Raw genomic sequence first — 21,666 nt, forward strand, 5'->3', positions numbered from 1 at the left:
ACCCCCGCTACTGCGTCGCGGTCACGTCCTCGCCGAGGTCGTCCTCGGCTGCGGCATCCTCCGCGGCCGGGTCCGGCTCGTTGGCGGGCGGCTGCTCCCCGAAGTCGGGCCGGTCTGCGCCGAGCCTGAGCGGGTCCTCGACGAGGCGCCCCGTCTCGCGCATGATCCGTTGGACTTCGGCCTCCTGGTCGTCCTCGTCCCAGTCCGGGTGCAGCAGCGCCACCTTCGCCTCGGTCGACGCGGCTTCCGCACGTTGCAGCAGCTCGGCGGTCTCGGCGAGGGTCTTGATGTCGTCCTGGACCGAGTCCTGGAACTTCACGTCCGGCCGCTCGACTTCCACCCCGGTGATCCCGGGGAACATGCCGGAGGCCTCCAGCATGAGCAGGGTCTCCACGATGTCCGCGATGCCCGTCGCCGCGAGCTCGGCCTTACGCGCGCGGGTGGACATGCTCCGCGCGGTGCGGGCCTTGATCTCAGTCGCCGTGACCGCGGCCCCGCTGGAGTCGTCACCGAACGTACCGCCGGAGTAGCCCGCGTTCCTGATCACCTTGCCCACCAGCTCCTCGATCGTGGCCCGATGCTCCTCGTGCCGGATCAGGAACTGGTTCAAAGTGATCTGCTGCTCGCTGTTGGGCGGGACGTTCATCGGGGCGTACACCTCGCGGTCATCCCACACCGCGCCCATCCCCGGACCGTTGTTCAGGAGGTACCCGGACGGGACGATGATCCGGCTCTTGGCGAGGCGGATGTCCCGCATCCACGAGGTGTACGTCTCATCGACCGCGGACAGGAACGTCTCCGCGCCCTGGTAGTCCGAGGTGCCGAGGCCGGCCGCTCCCGGGATGTCGTCCCAGTCCGGGGCGACCATCGTGTTCGGGATGTAGGCGACGGCAAGCCGCTTCCCGATCGGCAGGGCGCGGGTGGGCTCCAGGTCCTTCGTCTCCGGGAACGCGGCGAGGTCGGCGGGCTTGCCGAGGTTCGTCTCCGTGCCGTCGTACACGCCGTGCAGGATCAGGCCCGGCTCGTGGCGCTCCAGGTGGCGGACGACCCGCTGCCCGTCGACGACGAGGACCGTCCAGAACGTGACCGCGCGGAGGATGTCTCCGTGCGCGAACTCGGGGACGGCGTTGTCGGCCTGGACCATGCTGATCCACGGCCGGTCCCGGACCGCGTCGTCCCACACGATCCGCAGGTAGGCGCCGCCGAGCGCGGCCCCGGTCTCGCCGGCCGCGATGAGAGTCCGCGTCAGCCCGCACTCCATCAGCTCTTCGAGGCGCTCCTGCGTGTCCGGGTCGTCGACCTTCAGGGCCGGCGGCTCGGAGTACAGGAGGTCGCTGCTGGTGCGGGCGATATCGCGGGCGAGCGGCATGTGCAGTGCGGCGCGCTTCTCGCCGAGGGGCGTGGGGGTGCCCCAGAACCAGCGGGCGACACGGCCGACGACGCCTCCGCGGTAGGTGCTCGGCCGGTTCATGGGCGGCCCGTAGCGGGAGGCGTCGCGGTGGCGGTTCATGTACCGGTAGGTGAGGCGGTCGGGGTTCGCGGAGAACCAGGCGCGCCAGTCCTCCATGTCCGCGCGGATCGCGGGGTGGACGGGCGGCCACGGGGTGCCCTTAGCGGGGAGCGGCATCGGGTACCTCCCCCTCGTCGCGCTTCTCGATCGCTTCGGCCAGGTCCCGCAGCAGGGCGGGAAGTTCGGTCTGCATCTCTTGCCAGGTGTCGCCTTCGGCCTCGCCGACCACGGCGGCGAGTTGTCCCTCGGTCTGGAGGAGGACCTCGATCCTCACGCTGCGACCTCCAGGCTGGTCACGGGCAGCAGGTGCCGCCACTCGTTCACCGAGCTGTGCAGCCCGTACCGGAGACCGTCCACGCTGTGGTCGTTGACCTTCAGCGGCTTGTCCTCGCCCTTGGCGGACGCCTTTTCGTCCCACACGTAGGCGGGCAGCTCGTCGAGGAGTCCTTCGCAGGAGCGGTGGATGCTCAGGATGTTCTCGCCGAAGGCCGTCCCCACGCTGCGGATGCCGTCCTTCACGTCGTTGTCGGCCTGGGCGACGCCGGGTACTCCGTCGCTCCACAGCTGCGTCATGAACGACGCGGCGGACGGGTCCACGAAGATCCACGAGGGGGCGACGCCCTTCGTGCCGCGGTGCTCGTACGAGGCCAGCCAGCGCCGTACGCCGACGCTGTACTGCGCGTCGGTGAGCTGCCTACGAGCGATCCGGGAGTCGTGCCGGTACTCCGAGGCGACGTACAGGCGACTGTCGGCGCCGACCCCGATCAGCAGCGCGGCGAACGGGTTCACGGTGCCGTAGTCGATTCCGACCGCCATCCAGCGGCTGATCTCCGGGACCAGGTCGACGACGTGCTTTGCCTCATCGAACCCGTCGAAGATCACGCCCTCTGCGAGGCACCACTCGCCGAGGATGTACCGCCGGTAGAACAGGCCCTGGTGGGACCGCTTCAGCGAGTCGACGTACGAGGCCGGCAGCGACGGGTTGTCTTGCAGGACGAACGAGAACCGGTGCAGGTCCAGGGCGGTCGGGTCCTGGCTCTCAACGAGGGTTCCGTCACGGCGGAGGTGCAGCCGGGCGCGGTCGAGGATCTGCTTCTTCAGCCAGTGGTTCGGGCCCTCTGGGTTGGTGGTCCCGAACCATTGCGCACCCTCGACCGACAGGCGGGTCTCGAGCATCTGGAAGAAGCTCTGGGGGTACGTGGTCACTTCGTCCATGTATGCGCCTGCGAGCGTGAGGCCCTTGATCTTGTCGGCGGCGCGCTCGTCATTCGCGCCGGCCACGTAGATCGTGCGGCCGAGGATCACGACCTCGCCCGCGCCGGCCTTGTAGACGCAGCGCTTCACGCCGAGCATCGAGACGATGACGTCGATGATGTTCCGCTTCAGCGTGCGCTCGGTCTTGCCGACCATGAGGAGCGCGCCGGGTGGCCCGGTGCGGATGTACTTGATCCACACCATGATTGAGCCGATGGTCTTGCCTGACCGGACCGCGCCCTCCCAGAGGTTTCCGCGCGCGGCTGCGAGCTGGGTGGCGCGGAGCGACTTCCCGGCGAGGGCGGTGAACATGGCGCCCCCTCACTCGCCGGACGGCATCATCCCCTTCAGCCAGGCGTCGACGGCGGCCAGGCCCTCGGTGTCCTGCTCCGGCGGGGCGAGCTTCAGCGACCGGTCCAGGGCGGTGGCGACGACACCCATCAGGGCCCGCTTGTCGGCCGGTGTCGGCTCCGGGGCCTCGTAGGTGTCGAAGTCGTGATCTTTTCCGCCCCAGTCGAAGTACGTGTGGGGCTTGTCGAGCTTCTCCAGCTCGCGTTCGGCGACGTCCTGAAGGCGTTGCGCGGTGGCGGCGCGGCGGTCGGCGAGGTCGGCCTGGCGGATCTCGGTGGCCTGTTGGACCTGGGCGGCGCGGGCGAAGGAGAGACCGAGGCTCTTGGCGATCTCGCTAATTGTCCGGCCGGAGCGGCCGAGCTCGGTGGCGATCTCGTTGCGCCCGCGCCCCTGCGCGTGCAGCTCGCGGACGCGCTGCCGCTCCTGGTCTGTGACGGGGTTCGAGCTGCCCATGGGTGGTCACCCCCTGGACATGGCGAAGGCCCGCACGGCGGCGGGCCTTCGGGCTGCGCACGTGGCGCGATCTACGAGTGTGGGATGTCCGGGCACGCCGGACTTGCGCTCAGGATGAAGCAGATGATCCCGAAATGCAACTACGTCACAGCTCGCTCTTGTGCTGCGGGCAGAGCTGGCTGACGGCCGCGCCGACGAGGTAGCCGGAGGCCGTGAGGCCGATCTGTGCGTTCTTCTCCACGGTCGCGGCGACTGCGGTGGGCGAATTGCCCTCGTCGATCGCGTCGCAGGAGGAGTGGCCGACGTCGAGGATCTGATCGTCGGGTGCCTTGGCCAGTGCGGGGATCTTCGAGTGCACGGCGAGGAGGAACGCGGTCTCGGGCGTGCTGTGCTCGGGCGTCTTCGGCTTGCTGGTGGCGGCCTTCGGCTTGTCGGCAGTAGTGCCGGTGTCGGTGCTGGCTGCGGTGCACGCGGTGAGCGCGAGGGCGGCGACTGCGAGGGCGGCGGCGGTGATGTGGTGGCGCATGGTTCCCCCTGGGACGGTGGTTACGAGGGGGCATCGTCGCGTCAGCGTCACGGGCGCCGGGCCGTTGTGGCGCTTCCGTGACGCTGCGTTCGAGCCGCTTGCACGCTGAGCTACTCGACCGCGGGGTCTTCCTGCGCGTGGCGTACGGCTTTCTTCGCGGCCTGCTCGATCTCGTACCGGGACATGGTCACGTCGTCTCGCCGGGCGTACTCGGTGACCGCGGCCTGGAAGGCGGTGGATGCTTCGCGCCAGGCTCGCCACTGGGCGTCGTACTCATCGCCGGTGAGGCCGGCCATTCTGGCGCGGGCGGTCTCGGCCGCGCACTCAAGCCTGATCAGATCATCGGGGATATCGGTCACGACCTGGGAGCTTAGGTCGAACAGGCGCGCGTCCCGTCTCGGCGCGCTGAGGTCGACACGTCCGCACGAGCGGAGCGCCCGCCCCGCCAGATGTCGGCGTGACGGGCGTCAGTGCCGTCGTGACGGTGCCTGACGGGGATTCAGGCGGGGGTCGGGCCCGTGCCCTGGAGGTAGACGGTCCAGGACTGACCGTCGAACTGGGTGTTCTGGATCAGCACTTGGGCGCTGCGACCTTCGGGCAGTTCGATCTTGACGGGCTGGCCGTCTCCGAGGTTCCCGGTGAAGCCTTCGGGAGCGTCCGCGGCGCGGAAGGACGACATGCCGCTCCAGGACTGAAGGCTCTCGCCGGGGCCGGTGTCCTCCTGGAGCAGGACGACGGGGAACTGAACGCCGTCGATGGCGGCCGGGCCGCGATACTTGAATGACTGGCTCATGGATCTATCCTCCCGACGGTGTCAAACAGCGTCAGCCCCGTCATGACGGGCGCCGGATGGGAACTGTGACGGGGTGGGCGAGCGTCTGGCTGGCGAGACTGAGCACGAAGTGAGGGGTGGGGTGTGGGCCCATTGCAGTGGGGCGATGTACCGACGTGGATTGCGTCGGTGTTCGCAGGCATCGTCGCGGTGTTCGCGTATCAGACGATCAAGAGTCAGCGGCACCAGATCGGCGAGCAGCGCCAGTTCATCGGCGAGCAGCTCCGGTTCATGGCCGAGCAACAGGAGAACCTGACGCTGGAGCGGGCGGAACTCCGCGCTGCTGCCGAGAGTCGACGGGTGGCACAGGCCCTCCAGGTTCGGATGACGGACACGTTGGTTCCGGTCGGCGCCCAGGGCGCGGCACTACGCTCGGCCGAGGTGGTCAACGGTAGTGACAAGCCAATCCGGGACCTGGAAGTCCGCTACGGAACCGCGTACATCGCAGCTGAGGTATACGCGGCCATTGGAAGCCAGGACAGCGGACCCCTGGCTCTCGGCGAGCGATGGATCACCCCGCTTCCGCTCCTTGGCGCGGGACGAGCGGCCGTGTTCCGGTCCCAGGCGTGGCCAGACTCGACCGCTCACAACAACCGGCCCACCCTGTGCTTCACGGACGACGCAGGAGTCCGCTGGTCTCTCGACTCGTACGGGAAGCTGGACGAGGTCGCGGACGACAGCGTGTCGTGATGCCCGTCAGCTCCGATCGACGTCGACAGCGACGGTGATCTCCTTGATCTTCCCGCTCGACGAGAGCTCGGCCCGGAGCGGGTTGTCCCCGGGGACGTCCGCCCTGCGCGCGGCCTCGACGAACGCAGCGAGCTCGTCGAGCGTCAGATCTTTGTCCTCGCCGGTGAAGCGGAGCGCAGCAGGCATGCGCCCAGGATGACGCACGAAGGCCCCGCCGCGACGGGGGATGCGCGACGGGGCCTGCTCCAGCCTGCCAGGGTCGCCGTGCGACCGCAGCGCAACGAGCGATCGGGCGCGGCCGGATCAGTTCTCGGGGCTGCGCCGGTAGCCGCGTCGTCTCGTCAGCGCCGTCGTGACGGTCTCGCCGTACCAGCGGTGCGCGCGGCCCGAGGTGTCGTCGGGTGCCGGCCACCGGTCCTTCGAGACGTCGGCGCGGATCGTGGCGGCCGTGACGCCCGTCAGGGCCTCGATCTCCTTCGCCGTGTAGAGGCGGCGGGGCTCCAGCTCGGTGGCCGGGCGGGCGAAGTGCTCAGCGATGACCCGGTCGACGGCGGCGGGGTCGTAGACGAGACTGCGGCCGCGCTTCTCGGGGAGCGGGTCGGGCCAGGCCTCGTGCCGGGACCACTGGTTTCGAAGGGTGTTGTACGCCCGGCCGTGGCGGTCGGCGATCTCTCGGAGGGTCTCGCCCTGCGGCTGGCTGGCTACCATGGTTGTCCGGCCCTTTCGGCTGGGTGGGACCGGCGGCTTTTCGCGAGCGCCCTTCGGGGTGTCTGGGCTTCGGCTCGGGGCCGCCGGTCGCTTCTGTTCTTGGATATGGGGTCGCCCCCGGCTGGGTGCCGGGGGCGACGGGGTGGGTTACTGCTGGTCGACGAGCCAGGTGCCGAGGTCCTTCAGCGCGTCTCCCGAGATGGAGAGGGCGCCGAGGGCCTGGTAGGCGCGGGCGTCCGTCCATTCGTTGGCGACGATGATGCCGAGCAGGTCCATTGCCGTGAGCCAGAAGATCGCGGCGGTGAAGAGGTGGGCCTGGACCTCTTCGGGCATCGGCTGCTCTTCGGCGAGGTCGACCACGCGCTGGACGGCCGGGATGGTGTCTAGGTTGCTCAGGGTCACGCTGGCCTCGGGGAGGGCGATCGGGACGGGGAGCATCTCGCAGGAGATCTGGAGTACCGCGTACTGCCCGGCGATCTTGCGGGCGATGGCCTCGATGCTGAGGTCTCCGGAGTCTGCCATGTCGGCTTCCTTCCTTTTTGGGTGGTGGGTTGGGGTTCGCGGCCCCTTCCCGTTTACGTCTCTATTGTCGCATGCTGGTGCACTGAAATGCAACACCTACGGGCAAACGGAAGGCCCCAATCCGAGGAACGGATCAGGGCCTTGACCAGCCATCAGGCCCGGCGCCAGCCGGACAGTCGATCACCAGGCCCAATCTCGGCCGTCAGCCGCGCCCCAGGGAGCTGCGCCCGGTCCAGCCCGACCGCCTCGGCGATCTCGGCCACCGGGTACCGCACGGGCGCCTCTCGCTCCTCCGGCGGGACGTCCGCCACGATCTCGGCCTGGTCCCCGAAGACCAGCAGGACCCTCACTGTCACGCGCTCGCTCATGCTGTCCACCCTCTCGTGATCACAGAATCTTGCTGTCGTCCGCCCGGGGCGATCGAGTGGGAGGCGGCGGGTCATCGACCGCGCCCCTCGCCCTCGTTGGGCTTGACCGGGCGGATCTTTCCGATCTCGGCGGCCATACGTCGACCAAGATCGTGAATCAGGTAGCCGCTGTCCGTGCGCTCTACACGAATCCCCTCCCCTGGGCCCTCGCCGTCCGCGTTGTTGCCGTTGCCGTTGTCGCCTGACCTGCAACAACAACCCTCACCATGGGAGTCGTCGGCAACGGGAGAGGGCGCGGGCGGGATGGCTTCCCGACGTACGGCCGGCCCATTCCCCTCTCGTGTGCGCGACGGCTTCCAGGGGATGCCCGCAGCCTCCAGGAGAGCCTTCACGGCCTTCGTGTCGGGGAGCTTCAGGTCGTCTCGGAGCACGGTGAGGAGCACGCCCTTGTCATCCCGGATGAGGCGGCGCAGCGCCTCGCCGACGTCCGGCGGCTCGGCCTCCGCCTGGCCCTCGGCGTCCCGTCCCTCGCGCCAGGCGGTGAACTTCTGCCAGCCGACCGCCCCGAGGATGCCGACCACGATGTACGCGACCTCCGGGAAGGCGGCGACGATGCGCCAGGCCGCCACGATGCCCACGACGAACAGCACTACGACGCGGCTGCGGCCGCTCGACTCGTCGGACTCCCCCGCCGTCTCGTCTGCCTGCTCCGCCGGTTCCTCGTCCGGCTGCTGCGCCTTCACAGCAGCCCCATCACGTAGTCGCCAGCCCAGGACACGGTCGGTGCGACGACGATGCCCACGGCTCCGGCGATGCTGGAGGCCAGGCCGAGGCTGATCCCGGCGAGGATCTGGCGGACGAAGTCCCAGCGGAATCCTCGGCGGCTGCACACGGCGGTGATCACGACCGTGATGATGATGACGGCCGCGTGCCCGCCGGGGGTGAGCGCGAGGTGGCCGGCTCGGGTGACGTTCGGCGCGGGTGCGCCGAGGCCGTAGACGAGGACGATGTCCCCGACCTGGTTCGTTCCCCACAGGGACCAGTCGACCAGGGCGCCGATGATCCCTCCGGCGCACAGGATGAGGAGCGCGCCGTACGCCAGGCAGAGCACCTGTGGCAGGAGCGCGCTCAAGGACTTCACGGCGAACCGCTTCTTGTGGCTGGCCCACCAGCGGGTGAAGTCCCAGGCCAGCAGGCTGAGTCCAACGGTGACGCCTCCGAGGGAGACGAGACCGTACGTGGGCAGGTCGAGGGGCGACAGGGCCAGGGGCATGCGGAGGTCCTCAGTGGAGGATGGCCGCGACAAGCGCGGTGATGGCGAGGATGGCGGCGCCGGTGGCCGTGACCGGGAGGACGGCGTGGGGCGCTGTGCGGGCGAGGGCGGCGAGCGCGCTGATGGCGCTCGCCGCGTAGGCCGCGCCGACGACGACGGTCACGGGCATCGTTAGGCCCCCCTGGCGAAGGGGGACGAGGAGGGCAGGCCTTCAAGGTGGGGCTCGTACCGCTCGACCTCGGCGCGCAGGACTCCGCGGATCGTCCCGTCGGACGCCTCGGGGTGGCCTGCGGCAATGATCGCGGCGCGCATGGCTGCGGTGCCGGGGCGAGTCGGCGGAACCGTGTCGTACAGCGCGCGGATCACTGCGCATCGCGGGTCGCTGTACTGGATCGGTGCGGGGTCCTGCGCGGGTACGGGCGCCTGCGAGGCCGCAGGCCGGGCGACGATCGGCAGCTGGCGCGCGCCGACCGGGACAACGGGCGGCCGCGGCGCGGGCCTGCGCGCGGGCGGAGGAGGCGGCGGGGTCGGCGAGCTGGGCAGGGCCGGCGGCGCGGGCGGGGCCGTCACGGGCGTCATGACGGGGGGCGTCACCAGGGCGTCAGGAACCCTGTCGACGCTGGTCACGGCCGTCACAGGCGGAGTGACGGTGTCCAGGGTCTCCAGCCGGGCCCTCACCGCTGTCCGCAGCTTCTGCCACGACAGTGCAGGGAACATCACCCAGGCCAGCAGGGGGATGTACGGCATGCGCTCCGCGACCAGGCCGCGGGCGGCGCGCTGTTCGTCCCTCACGTCCCGGCGGTGCAGCTCGAAGAGCAGCTCCACGGCGAGAGAGATGCTGGCGAGGCCGATGCCGCCCACGGTGCCGCCGAGCTCGACGCCTTCCGACCAGTTCAGGACTCCGGAGACGGAGACGAAGCCGAAGACGGCGAGGCGCGGGAGACCGGACGGGGTGCCGCGCATGATGGCGCGCTCGGCGTAGACGGCGCAGATGAGCCCGGCGAGGTCGAACATCAAGGACAGGGTCCAGGCCAGCCATTCGACCATGCCCCAGCCCATGAGCTTGCCGCTGATGGACCAGGCTGCGGCGGCAAGCATCATCAGCAGGACGATGGCCCAGGCGCCGCGGACGCTGCCTCCGAGGCGGCGGCCGGCGCCGACGGGTGGGGTGCTCAAGGGGGCTCCTTGGGAGGAAGGGCCGCCCCGCGGATGGTGGGGCGGGGGCGGCCCGGTGCGGTCAGATGCCGCGGACGATCGCGAAGATCAGCGCGGCGATGGACGCGAAGATGCCGAGGGCGTAGAGGAAGCGCTCCATCAGCGGCCCCTCCAGGTCCAGACGCTCGTGCCGGTGCGGGCGCGGTCCTTCGCTTCCCAGTCGTCGGCCTCGGACTGTGCGGCGCGGGCGCCGGTGGTCCGGGAGCGACGGAAGCGACTGGCGTCTCCGGTGACGGTGACGCCGGCGGCTGGGTAGCTGCGGCTGCTCTGGCTCCGCGAGAAGAGGCCCATCAGCAGCCTCCACACAGGGTCAGGGCGAGGTTGGCGAGGGACAGCGCGAGGGCGAGGACGGCGAGGATCGGGACGATGTGGCGCCCGGGCGGGCGGCTCACGCGGTCGCGTCCGGGGCGTCCTGGCTGCCGGTCTCTCCGGCGGCGGTCCGCTTGAGTTCGGCGAGCCACTGTTCGGGGGTGCGGTAGCGGACCGGGGCGGCCGACTTCTTGCGGAGGTACTCGGCCTCCCAGTGCATGTCGGTGGAGTCGTCGCCGAGGACGTCGTGGATCGCCAGCTGGACCAGGTGCATGCGCTCGGCTGCGACGCTCTGGTGGCGGGAGAGGTCTTCGAGGGTGCCGGCCGGGCCGGGGAGGGTGACAGCCTGGCGGATCGCGACGAGGAGGTCGCGGATGGGGGCGGGGATCTCGCCTTCGGTGGTTTGCGTCGGCTCGGTCACGTGGTCACCGTCGGGCGCGGGAAGGGGTGCGCGGCGAGGTGCTTGGTGAGGGCGCGGCCGGCGGCGGCCTGGGCGGGGTGGCGGAGGACACCGCAGAGGCGGCAGGTCGTGGGGTGGTGCTTCGGGTGGGGCTGGTGGATAGGCTCTGGCACGGTCGTTTCTCCTGGTAGCTCAGGGGATCTGACTGGCCCCGGCGGGAGTTGCTGCTCCCGCCGGGGCCGTTCTCGTTGTCGCGATGCCAGACTGGCAGAACCTCTTTACAACGTCAAGAGGTTCAGGGAGGATGTTGCCGTGCCCAAGAGCCCAGAGGGGAGCCCGCGCTTGATGACCGTCACCGAGATCGCGGCCGAGCACGGGGTCAGCCGGCAGACGGTGCACACGCACCGGAAGCGAGGCGCCTTCCCGAAGCCTGTCGAGGGCGAGGGCAGCACTCGGCCCCGTTGGCGCGAGGGCGATGTCGCGGACTTCTTCGCGAAGAACCCGCCGACACCTGGGAAGCGGACGGACCTCCCCGCCAAGCAGCAAGGAGACACGGCAGTGAGCGAACAGCAGACCAGCAGCCTGACCCGCGAAGACGTCGAGGCGTGCGAGCAGCTGCACGCAACGGCTGACCTGATCGAGGCCCGGTGGCCGGGCACCCACCCGACGCTGGTCCGGGATCTGCGCGACCTCGTTGACACGATCAGCGAGGAGGCGGGGGCGACCGATGGATGAGCTGATCGAGTGGTACGGCGCGCAGCTCGACGAGGACGAGCGGATCGCCAACGAGGCGGGTGGCCAGCGCGGGCAATGGCGGCTCGCGACACCGCTCGATGATGCGGAGCTGGGAGACGCGAGCTGGCTGCGCCCGCCGTATCTGAGGCACGTCGAACGGCATGATCCGGCCCGGGTGCTGCGCGAGGTCGAGGCGAAGCGGCAGATCCTCGCCCTGCACGTCCCGACCCCGCACCAGGACGAGGGCGACATGTGGCCGGGATGCACGACCTGCTCATGGCGGGATGAGATGGAAGCCTTGCGAGTCCGGTACCCGTGCAAAACGGTCCGCCTGCTCGCCCTGCCCTACGCGGACCGTCCTGGCTACCGCGAGGAGTGGCGTCCGTGAGCGACATCGCCTAGGGCGACGCTCCGGATGCGATGAAGCCCTGGCTGGGTGCGGCCGGGGCTTCTGTCGTGTGGTGAGGGGTGTCGTGACGCCTTACTATCGAACGCATGAGCGATTTGCCTCCGGATCCGCAGCGACTCCGTGCGATCCTGGCGCACCTCGACCAGCAGCTCGCCTCCCAGGCGACCGTGGCCACCTACCTCCAGCTCCAGCGGGACGCCGTCCGCCGCGCCCTGGCCGCGGCCGAGCGCCCGACCCGGGCACCCGTCCGGCACGGGCGACAGGAGCGGCGGGCGCAGCGGACGGCCGAGCCGCCGGCGTCGAAGCTGCGCCCGGGCACGTACATGCTGGAACCGAAGCTCGGCCCGCAGCACCCGCGCGCGCCGTACATCCACGTCGGCGGCTGCCCCATGACGCAGCGAGACCCGAGCCCCTGCACCCCCGAAGAAGCGCGCCTGGCGCTCACGCAGTCGACGGTCGGTGCCGAGCCGTGCGATTTCTGCAGGCCCGACACCGCCCTCGGCATCGACGTGGCGTGACGTTCGTCAGGGGCGCGCCCGCCGGCGGCGCGCACGACGCTTCCGGAACGCCTTGAAGATCAGAACCCCCCAGCCGCCGATCAGCGTGCCGAAGCACACGGATGCCGTCGTGAGGGGGCCGTTGCCGTGGAGAGCCCAGTACGCGACTCCCGTGTAGCACGTGGCCGCGACGCCCCATGCGAGGATCGCGAGGCTGAGAAGGACGCGTTCGTCGCGGCGCCGGTACTGGTCCAGGTCCTCGGCCATGGCCGTGACCTGTCGTTCGGTGTACGTCTCACACATGACGACCTCGCCCGAGGTCGTCGTTGACGTAGTCGTGAGGGTCGCTGGGATGGGTTCGCTTCCCGGATTCGCGCCGGGCGAACGTGATGAGGATCGCGCCCGAAGACGCGTAATCCACCGCAGCGCCTTGTGTACTGTCCAATGTGGGTCCGGTTCTGTGATCGCGGAATGTGGCCCACCAGGGCCCGCCGGCGTGACCTCTCACAGTTCACCGGCGGGCCCTTGCGGTTCCATGAATGTTCCTGCGCACACCTGCCTCAATGCCAACTCGAACCGCCTGTTTGAGATGCTTCACACACTGCTTCCAAGTCGGGCATTTCGGCACAGAGTTGACGCTGTGTCGGATTTCATAGACGACCGAGTGGGAATCACCGCAGCTCAGCAACACTTTCGGGCAACAACCGCGTCGAACTCCTGCCCGGACGTGCGGAGTTGGTGAAAGCCTGCTGCTGGGCTGCAGGTGAGGGAGCGTTCGTGCGTGCAGATCACCACGGGACTTCACTGATGAGCAGGGCGCCGTCCGTCAGTCCGTTTCGTCAGATCGTTCCGTCCAGGTCCGTCCGCAGCCGCGGCATCGCACGGTCGGGGTCTGGCCGTCGCCTCCCTCGATGCGCAGCTGGCCGCGGCAGTTCGGGCACGGGCGCTCCAGGGCCTGCGTCTGCCGGGCCATGTCCAGGGCGTGGTCGATCTGGCCCGCGGCCCATCGGGCGGCCGTGGCGATGGCGTCCTGGTGGAGGCCGGTGAGCTTGGCGAACGGGCCCGGGGCCCCGTCATGACGGGCCAGGAGCCAGGCCGCGGCGAACGGCGCGCTCCGCCGGCGAGGGTCGGTGTACGACCAGCGGCGGGCGTCGGCCTCGTCCTTGAGGATCAGCGTCCGCAGCGCCAGGGCGACGTCGTCTCCGGGGCCGGCTACCCGCACCCTGCTGGGGGTGGGGTCCCGCTGCACGTGGCTGGCGATGATGTCGGCCCCGTCGACCAGGCGCTGGTCGATGGCGGTCATGGTGTCGAGGATGGCGATGCGGAGGGGGGCGGTGGTGGCGCCGAGCTGGTCGGGGCTGCGCTCGAGCGCGCGCTGTTCCCAGGCGTCTTCGTCGGCCTGGAGGTGGTCGTGGAGTCGGGCGATGCCCATGACGGGGGGCCAGGTGTCGGCCTGGCTGGTGGCGAGGGCGGTCTGGAGGTCGGTCCAGTGGTTGAGGACGGTGTGCAGGTGGTTGGCGGTGGTGGTCATCGCGGCTCCTGGGGCGTGCGGGGGCGTACGGTGATCAACACCGGGGGGCGCGCTTCGTCCGGCCAGACTGTGAGCGCGCCCCTACGTGCTGCTCAGGGACGGCCGCTGTGCCAGGGCAGGGCGAGGCCGTCGCCCGCGGCGCGCGGTACGAGGTGCAGGTGCAGGTGGAACACGGACTGCGTGGCTTCCCGACCGCGCGAGGTGATCAGGTTCATGGGCCGGTCCATCCGCCGCATGAGCTGCGCAGCGTGCAGCATCGCGTCGGCCGACACCTCAGGGACGCTGGCGAAGTCGCGGACGTGGCGCTTCGGAATCACGAGGGTGTGGCCGTCGACCACGGGGCGGAGCGGGACGATGGCGATCACGTCGGACCACTCGTGGACGACGGTTGCGGGGGCGCGTCCGGCTGCGATCTCGCAGAACGGGCAGGGTTCTTCGGGCACGTCAGTCCTCCCAGGTGATGCCGTTGTTGGCGAAGGCGCGGACGATCGCCGGGTCGTCGAGGAAGAGCTGGAGCGAGTCGAGCTCGGTGTCCCAGTCCTCGCTCTGGAGGTTGGCGATCAGGTCGCCGAGGACCTTCTCTTTCATCTCGTCGGTGGCGCCGGCCTCGATGAGGGAGCGGGCGACGGGGTCGAAGAACGTGAGTCCTGCGCTGCCGAATCCCATGGTCAACGGCTCCTTCGTGCGGGTCCGTACGGTGACTGCCAGGCGGGCCGGTCCCGCCGGGTGACGGGTCGGCCCTGCTCGTCGATGAGGCCGGCCTGGCGGAGCGCGCAGCCGTACGCCTCAATGCCGCGCGCCGCGGCCTCGACGATGGGTCGGGCGGCCTCGACGTAGGCCTTGGCGAACTGGACGTAGGCCTCGCGCAGCGGCCGCGTCTCCTCGACGAACAGCTCAAGGGGTGTGGGCACCTGCTCGGGCTCCTCGGCGTGCAGCTGGACTGAGGTGATGCCGGGCACCTCGCGCCACTCGCCGTCGTCGCCGAGGACCTCCAGGCGGGCCGTCATGACTGATCTTTCGGGACCGGGCCGTTGATGGCCGTGCAGAGTTCGAGGAGGCGGGCGTCCCACCAGCGCGCCATGGACGTGCCGAGCGGCGGCGGTCCGGCCTTCACCCACCGCTCGTACAACTCAGAGACGCGCCGTACGTCAGCCGTGACCGTGCCGATCGGGCACTCGGGGTGCGGGTGGACCTCCTCGCCCTGCTCCTCGTAGCAGTAGCCGCAGGCGAGGAGGCGGGCCTCGGGGATGGGGATGCTGAGGTCGCGGGTGCCCTGAAGGATCCAGTCGGGGCCCGTCGTGACGGGCTTGACGGCCGTCACCGCGTCGGCGATGCGCCGGGCCTGCGCGGTGAGTGCCTCGGTGGCGCGGACGATGGCTCTGGTGTCCTGGGACAGGCTCACGTGGTGCTCCAGAGGGTGTCGGTGCGGGCTCGGATGGCGCGCGCGGCGGCCGCGGCGGCGACGACCAGGGCGCCGATGCCGAGGCCAGCGAGCACGAGGTAGAGGGCGGTCCAGCCGTCGATGTCGTAGGTCATGAGAGCTTCTTCCGGGTGCAGTGGCGGGCGCCTTCGCCGTGGTGGCAGCAGAGGAGGCCGGCGAGGGCGATGACGGTGGCGACGTACGCGACGACGACCGTCATGACGGGCCTGCGGCGTACAGGCGGCCGGCTTCGTCCCAGGGCAGCCAGACCCATTGGTCGTAGTTGCCGGTGGGCCAGCCGGCCGCGCGGCCGAGCTGCTCCCAGATGCCGCCCTCGGCGTGCAGGGTGCGGGCCCAGTCGACCCGCCAGCCGCAGGCGGTGCGGTCTTCGGAGACGGCGGACATCGCTTCGACCAGCTGCTCGCGATGCCGGTCGAGGTCGGCGAGGGCGGGATCGGGCTCGGGTGGCGTCAGGCCGACCATGCCGAGGAGCGCGTCGGCAGCGCGCTTCACGCCCTCGGCGGCCTTCTGGCCCATGTCCTCGTAGACGGCGTTGAAGACGTCGGTGCGGAGGTAGTGGGCGCCGATCCTGAGTGCGCCCTCCCGGAGCTCGGCGCGCTCCTGGGCTTTCGCCTCGCGGACCTTCGCCTCGATCGGGGCGAGGAGTGCCCGGGCGCGCTCGGTGGACTGCTGCTCCTGATCAGCAATCACTTTGGCTGGGGAGGCGATGGGGTCGGTGGCTTCGTCCTCGTCGGGGAGGGCTTCGGTGATGGCGCCGAGGAGTCCGTCGAGGGCCTCGGGACGATCTTGCATGGAAATCTGCTTCTCCTGGGTAGTGGGGTGGGGCCGGCCGTCCGCGTCTCCAACCGCGGGCGGCCGGTGCTGTGCGATCAGGCGTCGGGGGCGTCCGGGCCCGGGCAGGCGTCCGCCGGGTGTGACTGGCGCGTGCTCTTGGTCGTGCCGTGCTCGGTGCACTCGGGAGAGGTCTCGGAGACGAGGCCGCAGGGCGCTTTCTTGCAGGGGCAGTTGTCCTCGATGGCGTGGCCTGCCCATGCGCGGCCGAAGTGGTAGTTGCCCGTCATGACGGGCTGTGACGGGCCGTCGAGGGCGGCGAGGACGGCGGACGGCCAGAGGGCGTCGGCATCGCTCGGCTGGCCATCCGTGCCCGGGGCCTGGGCGACAGCGGCCTCGGCCTGCTTCGCCAGCTTCACCACGTGGGCCGCGCTCTGGGCGTTCGCCAAACCGGATCGAAGGAGGTGTAGGACCTGGCGCAGCCTGTCCCGCTCACGCTCCGCGTCCTCCAGCGCGATGGCGGCCTCGACGTACATGCCCACGGCGTGCTGCGCGCGGCCTTCCACCGTCATCTCGTACGGCTGGCGGCGAGTGGCGGCGTCGTGGACGTCGCGGGCCCAACGTGCGTCGCCGAGCGCGGTGTGGGCGACGTCCTCGGTGGGCGGCTCGACGCCGACCGCGCGGGACAGGACGTGCGTGCGCCACGGGAGCGGGCCAGCCTGCTGCGCGCCGATCTTCGCGGCGGCAAGCTGGACGACGTCGTACGGCCGGTAGTGCCACTGCGCACCACCAGGGCCGACGAGCTTGCGGAAGAACCGCTCATCAAAGCCAGGGTTGGAGCCGACGAGGACAGCGCCGCGGAGCACGCTGACGACGGCCTCGACGGCCTCGGCACGGCTCATCGGCACAGCCGGGACGCAGCCGGTGAAGGCAGCCCCGCCACCCATCGCCAGCTGGCGTCGCTCGCGGAACCGGCCGATGCGCAGGGCCTCCGGGTCGGCCGCAGTGAGGTCGATGGCGAACTGCCAGACGTACTCCGTGTCGGTGGCCGGGTCGCCGTTCTCGCGGAGGATGACGGCGACCTCCCACGCCTCGCCAATCTCGGCGGACAGATGGGTGGTCTCGCAGTCCACGAACGCGATGGGTAGGGGCTCAGGCACTGCGCACCTCCGAGCCCGTCATGACGGCCGTCGACGACCCGTCACCGATGGCCGCGAGCGCCAGGAGCCGGACGTGATTCCTGATCCGCTCGCCCCGCTGCATCGACCCATGGCCGTCCCACTGCGTACGGACGTCGGTCACGTCGACCGGGGTCACGTGCCGGAACAGGCCGGCGTACTCGGCGGCGAGGGTCCAGCGCATCTGCCATCCGCCGGCCACGACGTACAGGTCCTGCGAGTCCTCCCCGTCGTACGCCGGGGTGATCACGGCGGTCGCGGGGTGGAGGGCTGCGATCCACGCGAGGAGCTGCGCGCACTCCTCGTACGCGTCGTCGCGTTCCTGGGTGCGGTCGGCGAGCGCGTTGGTGGTCTCGCGGAGGTCCTTCTCGAAGGAGTCGGCGTGACGCTTCCAGCGCGCGGCTTCCTCCCGCGCGGCGCGGAGCTCGTCGGCCTGGCGGATGCCGGAGGCGAAACCCTCGGCGGCCATGCGGCCGGCCTTGGCATACGGGGAGGGTTCAGCGGCGAGGGCCTCTCGGCTCGGGCGCCGGAACAGGCGCGCGAACCAGGGGCGAACCGGTTCCGGTTCCTGGTTCCTGTGGAGACGGTTTGCTGTCGTGGACATGGTGGCTCCGGTGTGTGGCCGGAGGTGGGTCCCTGCGTGGGGCCCCTGTCCTCGGTGGTCAGTGCTTGGGTGGTGGGAGGAGGTCGAGGCTGTCGCCGATGTCGTGGGCGAGGGTGCGCCAGCGTGCGGCGATCTCGGGCGCGGTGTCGGCTCTGGCGTCGGCTCCTGCGAGGAGTCCTTCGACGATCTCGGTGAGGTCGTCGATGCCGCCGGGGAGTCGGAGGAGTGTGGCCATCAGTCGTCGTCGCAGTCGTGGTGGTCGTGGTGGTGGACGTGGTGCGTCGTCGGCTTGCTCCTGGTCGTCGACTTCGTGAGCTTCGGGGTCTTGCGTGGGCTGGCCGGCCGTACGCGCGGCTGCGGGGGGTGTGGTCGGTCGGGGGCGAGCGGTGCGGTCTGCGCGACGGGCGAGGGCAGGATTGCTGCGCCCTCGCAGTCGTGGTGTCCGGCGTTGTCGCAGGCGGTGAGGAGTGCGGCGGTGACGATGCCGGCGGCGAGGACGTTGCCGAGTCTCATGGCGCCGTCCTAGAAGGGGGGTTCGTTGCTGTAGCCGTTGGCGGCGTCGACGGCCCAGGGGTCGTCGGCGGGCGGGCTGGCGGGGCGGGAGCGCTGGGCCTGGCCCTGCTGGGGCTGGCTGCGCTGGCCTCCGCCTTGGCCGTTCTGCTGGCTCGCGGCGTCCTTCGAGACCTTGGCGATGACGAAGGCGAGGTTCGGCGCGATGCTTCGGATCAGCAGGTCCGGCCGCTCGTGCTTCTGGCCGTCCTTCTCCCATCGCTCGGTGCGGACGTCACCGGTGACGATGACTTCCATGCCCTTCTCAAGGGTCTCGGCCGCGTTCTCGGCGAGGCGCTCCCAGACGGTTCCGCGGATGTAGAAGACGTCTCCGTCCTCCCACTGGTTCGTCTGCTTGTTGAGGCGACGGGAGTTGAAGGCGAGGGGGATGGAGGCGACGGCCTTCGAGGACTGGGTGTAGCGGAGTTCAGGGTCGCCGGTGAGTCGGCCGACTCCGGTCAGGGTGGGAAGCAAGATCAGTTCTCCTTCGGGAGAGTGGGCTGGATGGGGATGGCGGTCTGGCCGGGGTGGACGCCCGTCGTGACGGGCTTGACGGGTGCCGTCAGGGCACGGTGACGGGGCGTCGGCTTGGGGATCAGACCGAGTTTCTGGCCGCAGATCAGGCCGTATCCGCGGTCCTTGGACTCCTTCGTGCGGAGTCGGCGCGGGCAGTAGCGGCACTTCATCGGCGCTTCCTTCGGCGGTGCTCGGCGAGGCTGGTCACGCCCACGGGGAGGGCGAGCTGCTCGACGCGGGCGGGACAGGTAGCGATGTGCGGCATGTGGAGTCGCTCCCAGCCGCAGAGGGGGAGCTCGGCGGAGGGGCGGCGGGACCGGAGGGCGCCGGTTCCGTCGCGCCAGATGGCGGCGTTGCCCTTGTCGTCCGGGGTGGGGTCGACGGCCAGGCGCTTCCCGGCCTCCGTGATGGTCCACAGGACGGGGCGCGAGCAGTCGTGGCACGCGGCGGGATGTCTGGTCATGGCCTGGTGGTGGGGATGGAGGCCGCGGTGATGCGGGCCTGGTGGGCGTCGGGGGTGATGGTGCAGGGATGGCCGGCGGGGGCCTGGCAGATACGCTCGGGGCACTGGGTTGACATGACCCTGACCCAGTCGGTTTGCCGGGCGCCGTGCACGTCGCGGCGGCGGTCGGCAGTGCCGCGCTGGTTCGAGCACAGGTCGCCGACGCGCGCACGGCACCAGGTGCACTGCACTCCCATCGCGGCGAACCTGTACGGCTTGCGCTGACGGGGTACGGGGGTCGTCATGACGGGTCGACCTCCTGCTCCTGGCCCTGCTCCTTGAGCGCGAGGGCGGCGGCGGCCGCGGCCTTGATCCGGGCCTCGTCGGCGTCGGGGTCGAGCAGCGGGAGGCCGGCGGCCGCGCGCTGCATGTCCTGCAACCGGATCGGGTGCGGGTCCTTGAGGCGGCGCTTCCCGGCGGTGCAGCTGCTGCCGGGGGCGGCTCCGCACCGTCGGCAGGCGCGGCCGCGGGGGTCCTTCGTGGCGTCGCGGCCGGTGGGCATCTTGCCGAGGGCGGCCCGGGCAGCGGCTGCGCGGCCCTCGTACGGGCCATGATCGGCACCTGGGGGCAGCGCGAGGCGCTCAGCGGTACCGAGAGACCCGGCGATGCTGCTGGGGCCCGTGAGGCCGTCTCCAGCGGCTCGGATGATCTCCCGGAGGGCGGCGGCGGACTCCGCGCCGGTGTGGGTCGGGTCGCCATCGACGACGATGTTCGCCAGCTCGATGCGCTCGGCACGACGGGCCTTGACCTCGGCGATGATCTCGGCCGGGGCGACGAACGCCTGCCGCGAGGCGACGGTGACGACCGCGGCGCGGGCCTCGTCGAGGCTGTACGGGCCTAGGACATCGCCCCAGACGTCGGGAGTGTGCTCGTTGAAGCGCTGCTGAGGACACAGCTGGTGGACGTAGGCGCAGAGGGCGGTCGCCTCCTGGCTGTTCATGTGGTGCCTCCTTCTGCGGCTGCTGCGGCTGCTTCGTCTCGGGCCTTCGCGCGTTCCATGGCGCGGTCGAAGAGGTCCGTGCCGGTGGCGGGGTCGTAGCCGGGGCCGGCGGACTGGCGAGACGTGGCCGAGCTGGTGGTGTTCATGACCTCGTTCACGACGCTGGGGAGCGTCGAGGGGTGGAGGCCCTTGCGCATCCAGTGCGCGATGCCACGGCGGATCCAGTCGGGGTCGATCCGGTCCTCGTCGAGGAGGACCTTGATCTCTTTCGAGAGCTGGCCGATCACGCGGGACGGCGGGCGCTCGGTGCAGCGCTCCAGCCACTCGCCGACGATCGTCTGCGCGGTGACCGGTGCTTCGCCGTCTTCGGGCGGGGCGTCGTCGACGGGCTCTCCATCGAGGACCTCGTCTGGTGCGTCTCCTGTGTCACCGGGGGTCGGTGTGGCGGCGGCACCGGAGGCGTCGGCGGGACCCGGGAACGGTTCCTGGTGGTTCTGCTGGTGGTTAATGACGGTTAGGGGGGCACTGAGTGCGTGACATTCGGACGCAGAGTGCGTGACGTCACGCATTTCGAGTGCGTGACTCACGGACTCTGAGTGCGTGACGCCCCCCTCTGTCACGTCGTCTGAGTGCGTGACAGTCACGGACTCTCCGTGCGTGACAGTCACGGACTCTGACTGCGTGACACGCTTCTGCCGTGCCCGCCGCTGACGCTCCGCAGCCTGCCGCTTCGCGTCCTCGGCCTCGGCCTCCAGCTCCGCCCAGTCGAACTCCGGACGCTTCAGGTGCATCTGGAGCTTCCACACCGTCCGTCCCTGACGCGTCCCCGTCCGCTTGATGAGCCCGCCGGCCTCCAGGCGCCGGAACGCCCGCTGGACGGTGCGCTCGTCGTAACCGGTCCGGAACTGGATCCGCAGGACGGACGGGTGGCTGTTGGAGCCGTCAGGGCGCGCGTGCTCGCCGAGGACCTGGAGGACATGCCGCGCCGTGCTGTCGGGGCGGTCTTTGTCCGTCCGCAGCATCGGGGCGTCGTCCATCGCCCAGGTCACAGCCTCGGTGCTCACGCGCTCCTCTTCCGGTCGGTGTGGGGGTGGCCGGTGGCCCGGCGGCCGGTGTCATCCGCCGGGCCACCGGTGCTCATCGGGAGGTGAGGACCTTGGTGGAGCCCGTGCGCCGGTACTCCCGGTGGGTCAGGGCGTGCGCGTCCAGGCATGCCTGGTCGGCCGGTTCGCCCTTGCGCTGATGCCGCTGGTAGGCGCCCTCCGTGCCGCACGGCGACAGCTTCCGGCCGGGCCCCGGAGCCTTCTTCGGCTTCTTCACGGCGGGCTGGCCGGTCTTCCGCTGTCGCTCGACCTCCCAGCGCTGCGCCCCAGTGAGGGCAGCGAAAATCCCCTCCCGCTGCGTCTTCGCCACGTGCGACTCACGAGCCAGAACGGCGTCGAGGCACTCCTCCTGGACCGGGCAGGCTCGACAGGTCCGCCTGGCCAGGGACAGAGAGTCCTTCTTGAAGAAGACGTTGGGGTCCACGTCTCGACACGCGGCGGAGAGTTCCCACTCCCGTTCCATAGATCGCTCCCTCGTT

The 21,666-nt window shown here is 70.5% G+C and carries 41 protein-coding genes; 4 read left to right on the plus strand and 37 right to left on the minus strand.

Annotated elements, in window-relative coordinates; genetic code table 11:
- Nucleotides 1-7: 7 nt before the first annotated feature.
- The 7 genes from OHB41_RS20980 to OHB41_RS21010 all read right to left on the minus strand — a co-directional run bounded on the left by OHB41_RS20980 (nucleotide 8) and on the right by OHB41_RS21010 (nucleotide 4,887).
- Nucleotides 8-1,627: a phage portal protein gene (locus OHB41_RS20980; RefSeq protein WP_266699759.1), complete on the minus strand. Its 1,620-nt coding sequence runs from the start codon at nucleotides 1,625-1,627 to the stop codon at nucleotides 8-10.
- Nucleotides 1,611-1,784 (minus strand): hypothetical protein, encoded by a 174-nt coding sequence (locus tag OHB41_RS20985; RefSeq protein ID WP_266699760.1) that lies wholly within the window; start codon nucleotides 1,782-1,784, stop codon nucleotides 1,611-1,613. The genes OHB41_RS20980 and OHB41_RS20985 overlap by 17 nt, the downstream gene beginning before the upstream one ends.
- Nucleotides 1,781-3,076: a PBSX family phage terminase large subunit gene (locus OHB41_RS20990; RefSeq protein WP_266699761.1), complete on the minus strand. Its 1,296-nt coding sequence runs from the start codon at nucleotides 3,074-3,076 to the stop codon at nucleotides 1,781-1,783. The genes OHB41_RS20985 and OHB41_RS20990 overlap by 4 nt, the downstream gene beginning before the upstream one ends.
- Before the next feature lie 9 nt (nucleotides 3,077-3,085).
- Nucleotides 3,086-3,568, minus strand: a complete 483-nt coding sequence (locus OHB41_RS20995; protein ID WP_266699762.1) for a helix-turn-helix domain-containing protein — start codon at nucleotides 3,566-3,568, stop codon at nucleotides 3,086-3,088.
- Between the two features lie 145 nt (nucleotides 3,569-3,713).
- Nucleotides 3,714-4,094 (minus strand): DUF732 domain-containing protein, encoded by a 381-nt coding sequence (locus OHB41_RS21000; RefSeq protein ID WP_266699763.1) that lies wholly within the window; start codon nucleotides 4,092-4,094, stop codon nucleotides 3,714-3,716.
- Between the two features lie 110 nt (nucleotides 4,095-4,204).
- Nucleotides 4,205-4,453, minus strand: a complete 249-nt coding sequence (locus OHB41_RS21005; RefSeq protein WP_266699764.1) for a hypothetical protein — start codon at nucleotides 4,451-4,453, stop codon at nucleotides 4,205-4,207.
- Between the two features lie 140 nt (nucleotides 4,454-4,593).
- On the minus strand, nucleotides 4,594-4,887 hold the full coding sequence (locus OHB41_RS21010) for a hypothetical protein (RefSeq protein WP_266699765.1): 294 nt from the start codon (nucleotides 4,885-4,887) through the stop codon (nucleotides 4,594-4,596).
- Between the two features lie 168 nt (nucleotides 4,888-5,055).
- Here OHB41_RS21010 and OHB41_RS21015 point away from each other — a divergent pair, with 168 nt between their 5' ends.
- Nucleotides 5,056-5,616, plus strand: a complete 561-nt coding sequence (locus tag OHB41_RS21015; RefSeq protein WP_266699766.1) for a hypothetical protein — start codon at nucleotides 5,056-5,058, stop codon at nucleotides 5,614-5,616.
- Between the two features lie 6 nt (nucleotides 5,617-5,622).
- On the opposite strand, the gene OHB41_RS21020 is transcribed toward OHB41_RS21015, so the two are convergent.
- The 11 genes from OHB41_RS21020 to OHB41_RS21070 form a co-directional block, all read right to left on the minus strand.
- On the minus strand, nucleotides 5,623-5,802 hold the full coding sequence (locus tag OHB41_RS21020; protein ID WP_266699767.1) for a hypothetical protein: 180 nt from the start codon (nucleotides 5,800-5,802) through the stop codon (nucleotides 5,623-5,625).
- A gap of 117 nt (nucleotides 5,803-5,919) precedes the next feature.
- Entirely contained in the window at nucleotides 5,920-6,324 is a 405-nt protein-coding gene (locus tag OHB41_RS21025; RefSeq protein WP_266699768.1) for a helix-turn-helix transcriptional regulator, read from the minus strand.
- A 147-nt stretch (nucleotides 6,325-6,471) separates the two neighbouring features.
- On the minus strand, nucleotides 6,472-6,846 hold the full coding sequence (locus OHB41_RS21030) for a hypothetical protein (RefSeq protein WP_266699769.1): 375 nt from the start codon (nucleotides 6,844-6,846) through the stop codon (nucleotides 6,472-6,474).
- A gap of 152 nt (nucleotides 6,847-6,998) precedes the next feature.
- The gene (locus tag OHB41_RS21035) at nucleotides 6,999-7,214 is read right to left on the minus strand and encodes a hypothetical protein (RefSeq protein ID WP_266699770.1); all 216 of its coding nucleotides are present in this window, start codon (nucleotides 7,212-7,214) and stop codon (nucleotides 6,999-7,001) included.
- Between the two features lie 71 nt (nucleotides 7,215-7,285).
- Nucleotides 7,286-7,957, minus strand: a complete 672-nt coding sequence (locus OHB41_RS21040; protein WP_266699771.1) for a hypothetical protein — start codon at nucleotides 7,955-7,957, stop codon at nucleotides 7,286-7,288.
- Nucleotides 7,954-8,487, minus strand: coding sequence for a hypothetical protein (locus tag OHB41_RS21045; RefSeq protein WP_266699772.1), 534 nt, complete (start codon nucleotides 8,485-8,487; stop codon nucleotides 7,954-7,956). Before OHB41_RS21045 ends, OHB41_RS21040 begins: the two co-directional genes overlap by 4 nt.
- Before the next feature lie 10 nt (nucleotides 8,488-8,497).
- On the minus strand, nucleotides 8,498-8,656 hold the full coding sequence (locus tag OHB41_RS21050; RefSeq protein WP_266699773.1) for a hypothetical protein: 159 nt from the start codon (nucleotides 8,654-8,656) through the stop codon (nucleotides 8,498-8,500).
- A 2-nt stretch (nucleotides 8,657-8,658) separates the two neighbouring features.
- Entirely contained in the window at nucleotides 8,659-9,663 is a 1,005-nt protein-coding gene (locus OHB41_RS21055; protein ID WP_266699774.1) for a DUF2637 domain-containing protein, read from the minus strand.
- A 138-nt stretch (nucleotides 9,664-9,801) separates the two neighbouring features.
- Nucleotides 9,802-9,993 (minus strand): hypothetical protein, encoded by a 192-nt coding sequence (locus OHB41_RS21060; protein WP_266699775.1) that lies wholly within the window; start codon nucleotides 9,991-9,993, stop codon nucleotides 9,802-9,804.
- A 97-nt stretch (nucleotides 9,994-10,090) separates the two neighbouring features.
- Nucleotides 10,091-10,432, minus strand: a complete 342-nt coding sequence (locus tag OHB41_RS21065) for a hypothetical protein (protein WP_266699776.1) — start codon at nucleotides 10,430-10,432, stop codon at nucleotides 10,091-10,093.
- On the minus strand, nucleotides 10,429-10,584 hold the full coding sequence (locus tag OHB41_RS21070) for a hypothetical protein (RefSeq protein ID WP_266699777.1): 156 nt from the start codon (nucleotides 10,582-10,584) through the stop codon (nucleotides 10,429-10,431). Before OHB41_RS21070 ends, OHB41_RS21065 begins: the two co-directional genes overlap by 4 nt.
- Before the next feature lie 172 nt (nucleotides 10,585-10,756).
- Here OHB41_RS21070 and OHB41_RS21075 point away from each other — a divergent pair, with 172 nt between their 5' ends.
- The 3 genes from OHB41_RS21075 to OHB41_RS21085 all read left to right on the plus strand — a co-directional run bounded on the left by OHB41_RS21075 (nucleotide 10,757) and on the right by OHB41_RS21085 (nucleotide 12,073).
- Entirely contained in the window at nucleotides 10,757-11,146 is a 390-nt protein-coding gene (locus OHB41_RS21075; protein WP_266699778.1) for a helix-turn-helix transcriptional regulator, read from the plus strand.
- Entirely contained in the window at nucleotides 11,139-11,534 is a 396-nt protein-coding gene (locus OHB41_RS21080; RefSeq protein ID WP_266699779.1) for a DUF6221 family protein, read from the plus strand. The genes OHB41_RS21075 and OHB41_RS21080 overlap by 8 nt, the downstream gene beginning before the upstream one ends.
- 107 nt (nucleotides 11,535-11,641) lie before the next feature.
- Nucleotides 11,642-12,073 (plus strand): DUF6233 domain-containing protein, encoded by a 432-nt coding sequence (locus tag OHB41_RS21085; protein WP_266699780.1) that lies wholly within the window; start codon nucleotides 11,642-11,644, stop codon nucleotides 12,071-12,073.
- Between the two features lie 6 nt (nucleotides 12,074-12,079).
- Here OHB41_RS21085 and OHB41_RS21090 read toward each other — a convergent pair whose 3' ends face one another.
- The 19 genes from OHB41_RS21090 to OHB41_RS21180 all read right to left on the minus strand — a co-directional run bounded on the left by OHB41_RS21090 (nucleotide 12,080) and on the right by OHB41_RS21180 (nucleotide 21,650).
- Nucleotides 12,080-12,355: a hypothetical protein gene (locus tag OHB41_RS21090; protein ID WP_266699781.1), complete on the minus strand. Its 276-nt coding sequence runs from the start codon at nucleotides 12,353-12,355 to the stop codon at nucleotides 12,080-12,082.
- A 523-nt stretch (nucleotides 12,356-12,878) separates the two neighbouring features.
- Entirely contained in the window at nucleotides 12,879-13,583 is a 705-nt protein-coding gene (locus tag OHB41_RS21095) for a hypothetical protein (protein ID WP_266699782.1), read from the minus strand.
- A gap of 92 nt (nucleotides 13,584-13,675) precedes the next feature.
- Entirely contained in the window at nucleotides 13,676-14,026 is a 351-nt protein-coding gene (locus tag OHB41_RS21100) for an HIT family protein (RefSeq protein WP_266699783.1), read from the minus strand.
- Between the two features lies 1 nt (nucleotide 14,027).
- On the minus strand, nucleotides 14,028-14,249 hold the full coding sequence (locus OHB41_RS21105) for a hypothetical protein (RefSeq protein WP_266699784.1): 222 nt from the start codon (nucleotides 14,247-14,249) through the stop codon (nucleotides 14,028-14,030).
- 2 nt (nucleotides 14,250-14,251) lie between these two features.
- The gene (locus OHB41_RS21110) at nucleotides 14,252-14,590 is read right to left on the minus strand and encodes a hypothetical protein (RefSeq protein WP_266699785.1); all 339 of its coding nucleotides are present in this window, start codon (nucleotides 14,588-14,590) and stop codon (nucleotides 14,252-14,254) included.
- Nucleotides 14,587-14,985 carry a hypothetical protein gene (locus OHB41_RS21115; RefSeq protein WP_266699786.1) on the minus strand — a complete coding sequence of 133 codons (399 nt, stop codon included), beginning with the start codon at nucleotides 14,983-14,985 and terminating at the stop codon, nucleotides 14,587-14,589. Before OHB41_RS21115 ends, OHB41_RS21110 begins: the two co-directional genes overlap by 4 nt.
- Complete coding sequence (locus tag OHB41_RS21120; RefSeq protein ID WP_266699787.1) at nucleotides 14,982-15,119, minus strand: hypothetical protein; 138 nt, start codon at nucleotides 15,117-15,119, stop codon at nucleotides 14,982-14,984. The genes OHB41_RS21115 and OHB41_RS21120 overlap by 4 nt, the downstream gene beginning before the upstream one ends.
- A gap of 100 nt (nucleotides 15,120-15,219) precedes the next feature.
- The gene (locus tag OHB41_RS21125) at nucleotides 15,220-15,816 is read right to left on the minus strand and encodes a hypothetical protein (RefSeq protein ID WP_266699788.1); all 597 of its coding nucleotides are present in this window, start codon (nucleotides 15,814-15,816) and stop codon (nucleotides 15,220-15,222) included.
- 77 nt (nucleotides 15,817-15,893) lie between these two features.
- A complete protein-coding gene (locus OHB41_RS21130; RefSeq protein ID WP_266699789.1) occupies nucleotides 15,894-16,955 on the minus strand; it encodes a 3'-5' exonuclease in 1,062 nt (353 codons plus the stop codon).
- Nucleotides 16,948-17,577, minus strand: a complete 630-nt coding sequence (locus tag OHB41_RS21135) for a hypothetical protein (protein WP_266699790.1) — start codon at nucleotides 17,575-17,577, stop codon at nucleotides 16,948-16,950. The genes OHB41_RS21130 and OHB41_RS21135 overlap by 8 nt, the downstream gene beginning before the upstream one ends.
- A gap of 58 nt (nucleotides 17,578-17,635) precedes the next feature.
- The gene (locus OHB41_RS21140; protein ID WP_266699791.1) at nucleotides 17,636-17,812 is read right to left on the minus strand and encodes a hypothetical protein; all 177 of its coding nucleotides are present in this window, start codon (nucleotides 17,810-17,812) and stop codon (nucleotides 17,636-17,638) included.
- Entirely contained in the window at nucleotides 17,812-18,090 is a 279-nt protein-coding gene (locus OHB41_RS21145; RefSeq protein ID WP_266699792.1) for a hypothetical protein, read from the minus strand. The genes OHB41_RS21140 and OHB41_RS21145 overlap by 1 nt, the downstream gene beginning before the upstream one ends.
- Nucleotides 18,091-18,099: 9 nt before the next feature.
- Entirely contained in the window at nucleotides 18,100-18,600 is a 501-nt protein-coding gene (locus OHB41_RS21150; protein ID WP_266699793.1) for a single-stranded DNA-binding protein, read from the minus strand.
- Between the two features lie 2 nt (nucleotides 18,601-18,602).
- Nucleotides 18,603-18,812 carry a hypothetical protein gene (locus tag OHB41_RS21155; protein ID WP_266699794.1) on the minus strand — a complete coding sequence of 70 codons (210 nt, stop codon included), beginning with the start codon at nucleotides 18,810-18,812 and terminating at the stop codon, nucleotides 18,603-18,605.
- On the minus strand, nucleotides 18,809-19,105 hold the full coding sequence (locus OHB41_RS21160; protein WP_266699795.1) for a hypothetical protein: 297 nt from the start codon (nucleotides 19,103-19,105) through the stop codon (nucleotides 18,809-18,811). Before OHB41_RS21160 ends, OHB41_RS21155 begins: the two co-directional genes overlap by 4 nt.
- A complete protein-coding gene (locus OHB41_RS21165; RefSeq protein WP_266699796.1) occupies nucleotides 19,102-19,389 on the minus strand; it encodes a zinc finger domain-containing protein in 288 nt (95 codons plus the stop codon). Before OHB41_RS21165 ends, OHB41_RS21160 begins: the two co-directional genes overlap by 4 nt.
- The gene (locus OHB41_RS21170; protein WP_266699797.1) at nucleotides 19,386-20,084 is read right to left on the minus strand and encodes a zinc finger domain-containing protein; all 699 of its coding nucleotides are present in this window, start codon (nucleotides 20,082-20,084) and stop codon (nucleotides 19,386-19,388) included. Before OHB41_RS21170 ends, OHB41_RS21165 begins: the two co-directional genes overlap by 4 nt.
- Nucleotides 20,081-21,148 (minus strand): helix-turn-helix domain-containing protein, encoded by a 1,068-nt coding sequence (locus tag OHB41_RS21175; RefSeq protein WP_266699798.1) that lies wholly within the window; start codon nucleotides 21,146-21,148, stop codon nucleotides 20,081-20,083. The genes OHB41_RS21170 and OHB41_RS21175 overlap by 4 nt, the downstream gene beginning before the upstream one ends.
- A 73-nt stretch (nucleotides 21,149-21,221) precedes the next feature.
- The gene (locus tag OHB41_RS21180) at nucleotides 21,222-21,650 is read right to left on the minus strand and encodes a WhiB family transcriptional regulator (RefSeq protein ID WP_266699799.1); all 429 of its coding nucleotides are present in this window, start codon (nucleotides 21,648-21,650) and stop codon (nucleotides 21,222-21,224) included.
- Nucleotides 21,651-21,666 lie beyond the last annotated feature (16 nt).

Origin of the sequence: Streptomyces sp. NBC_01571, assembly GCF_026339875.1 — a bacterium.
Taxonomy (GTDB): domain Bacteria; phylum Actinomycetota; class Actinomycetes; order Streptomycetales; family Streptomycetaceae; genus Streptomyces.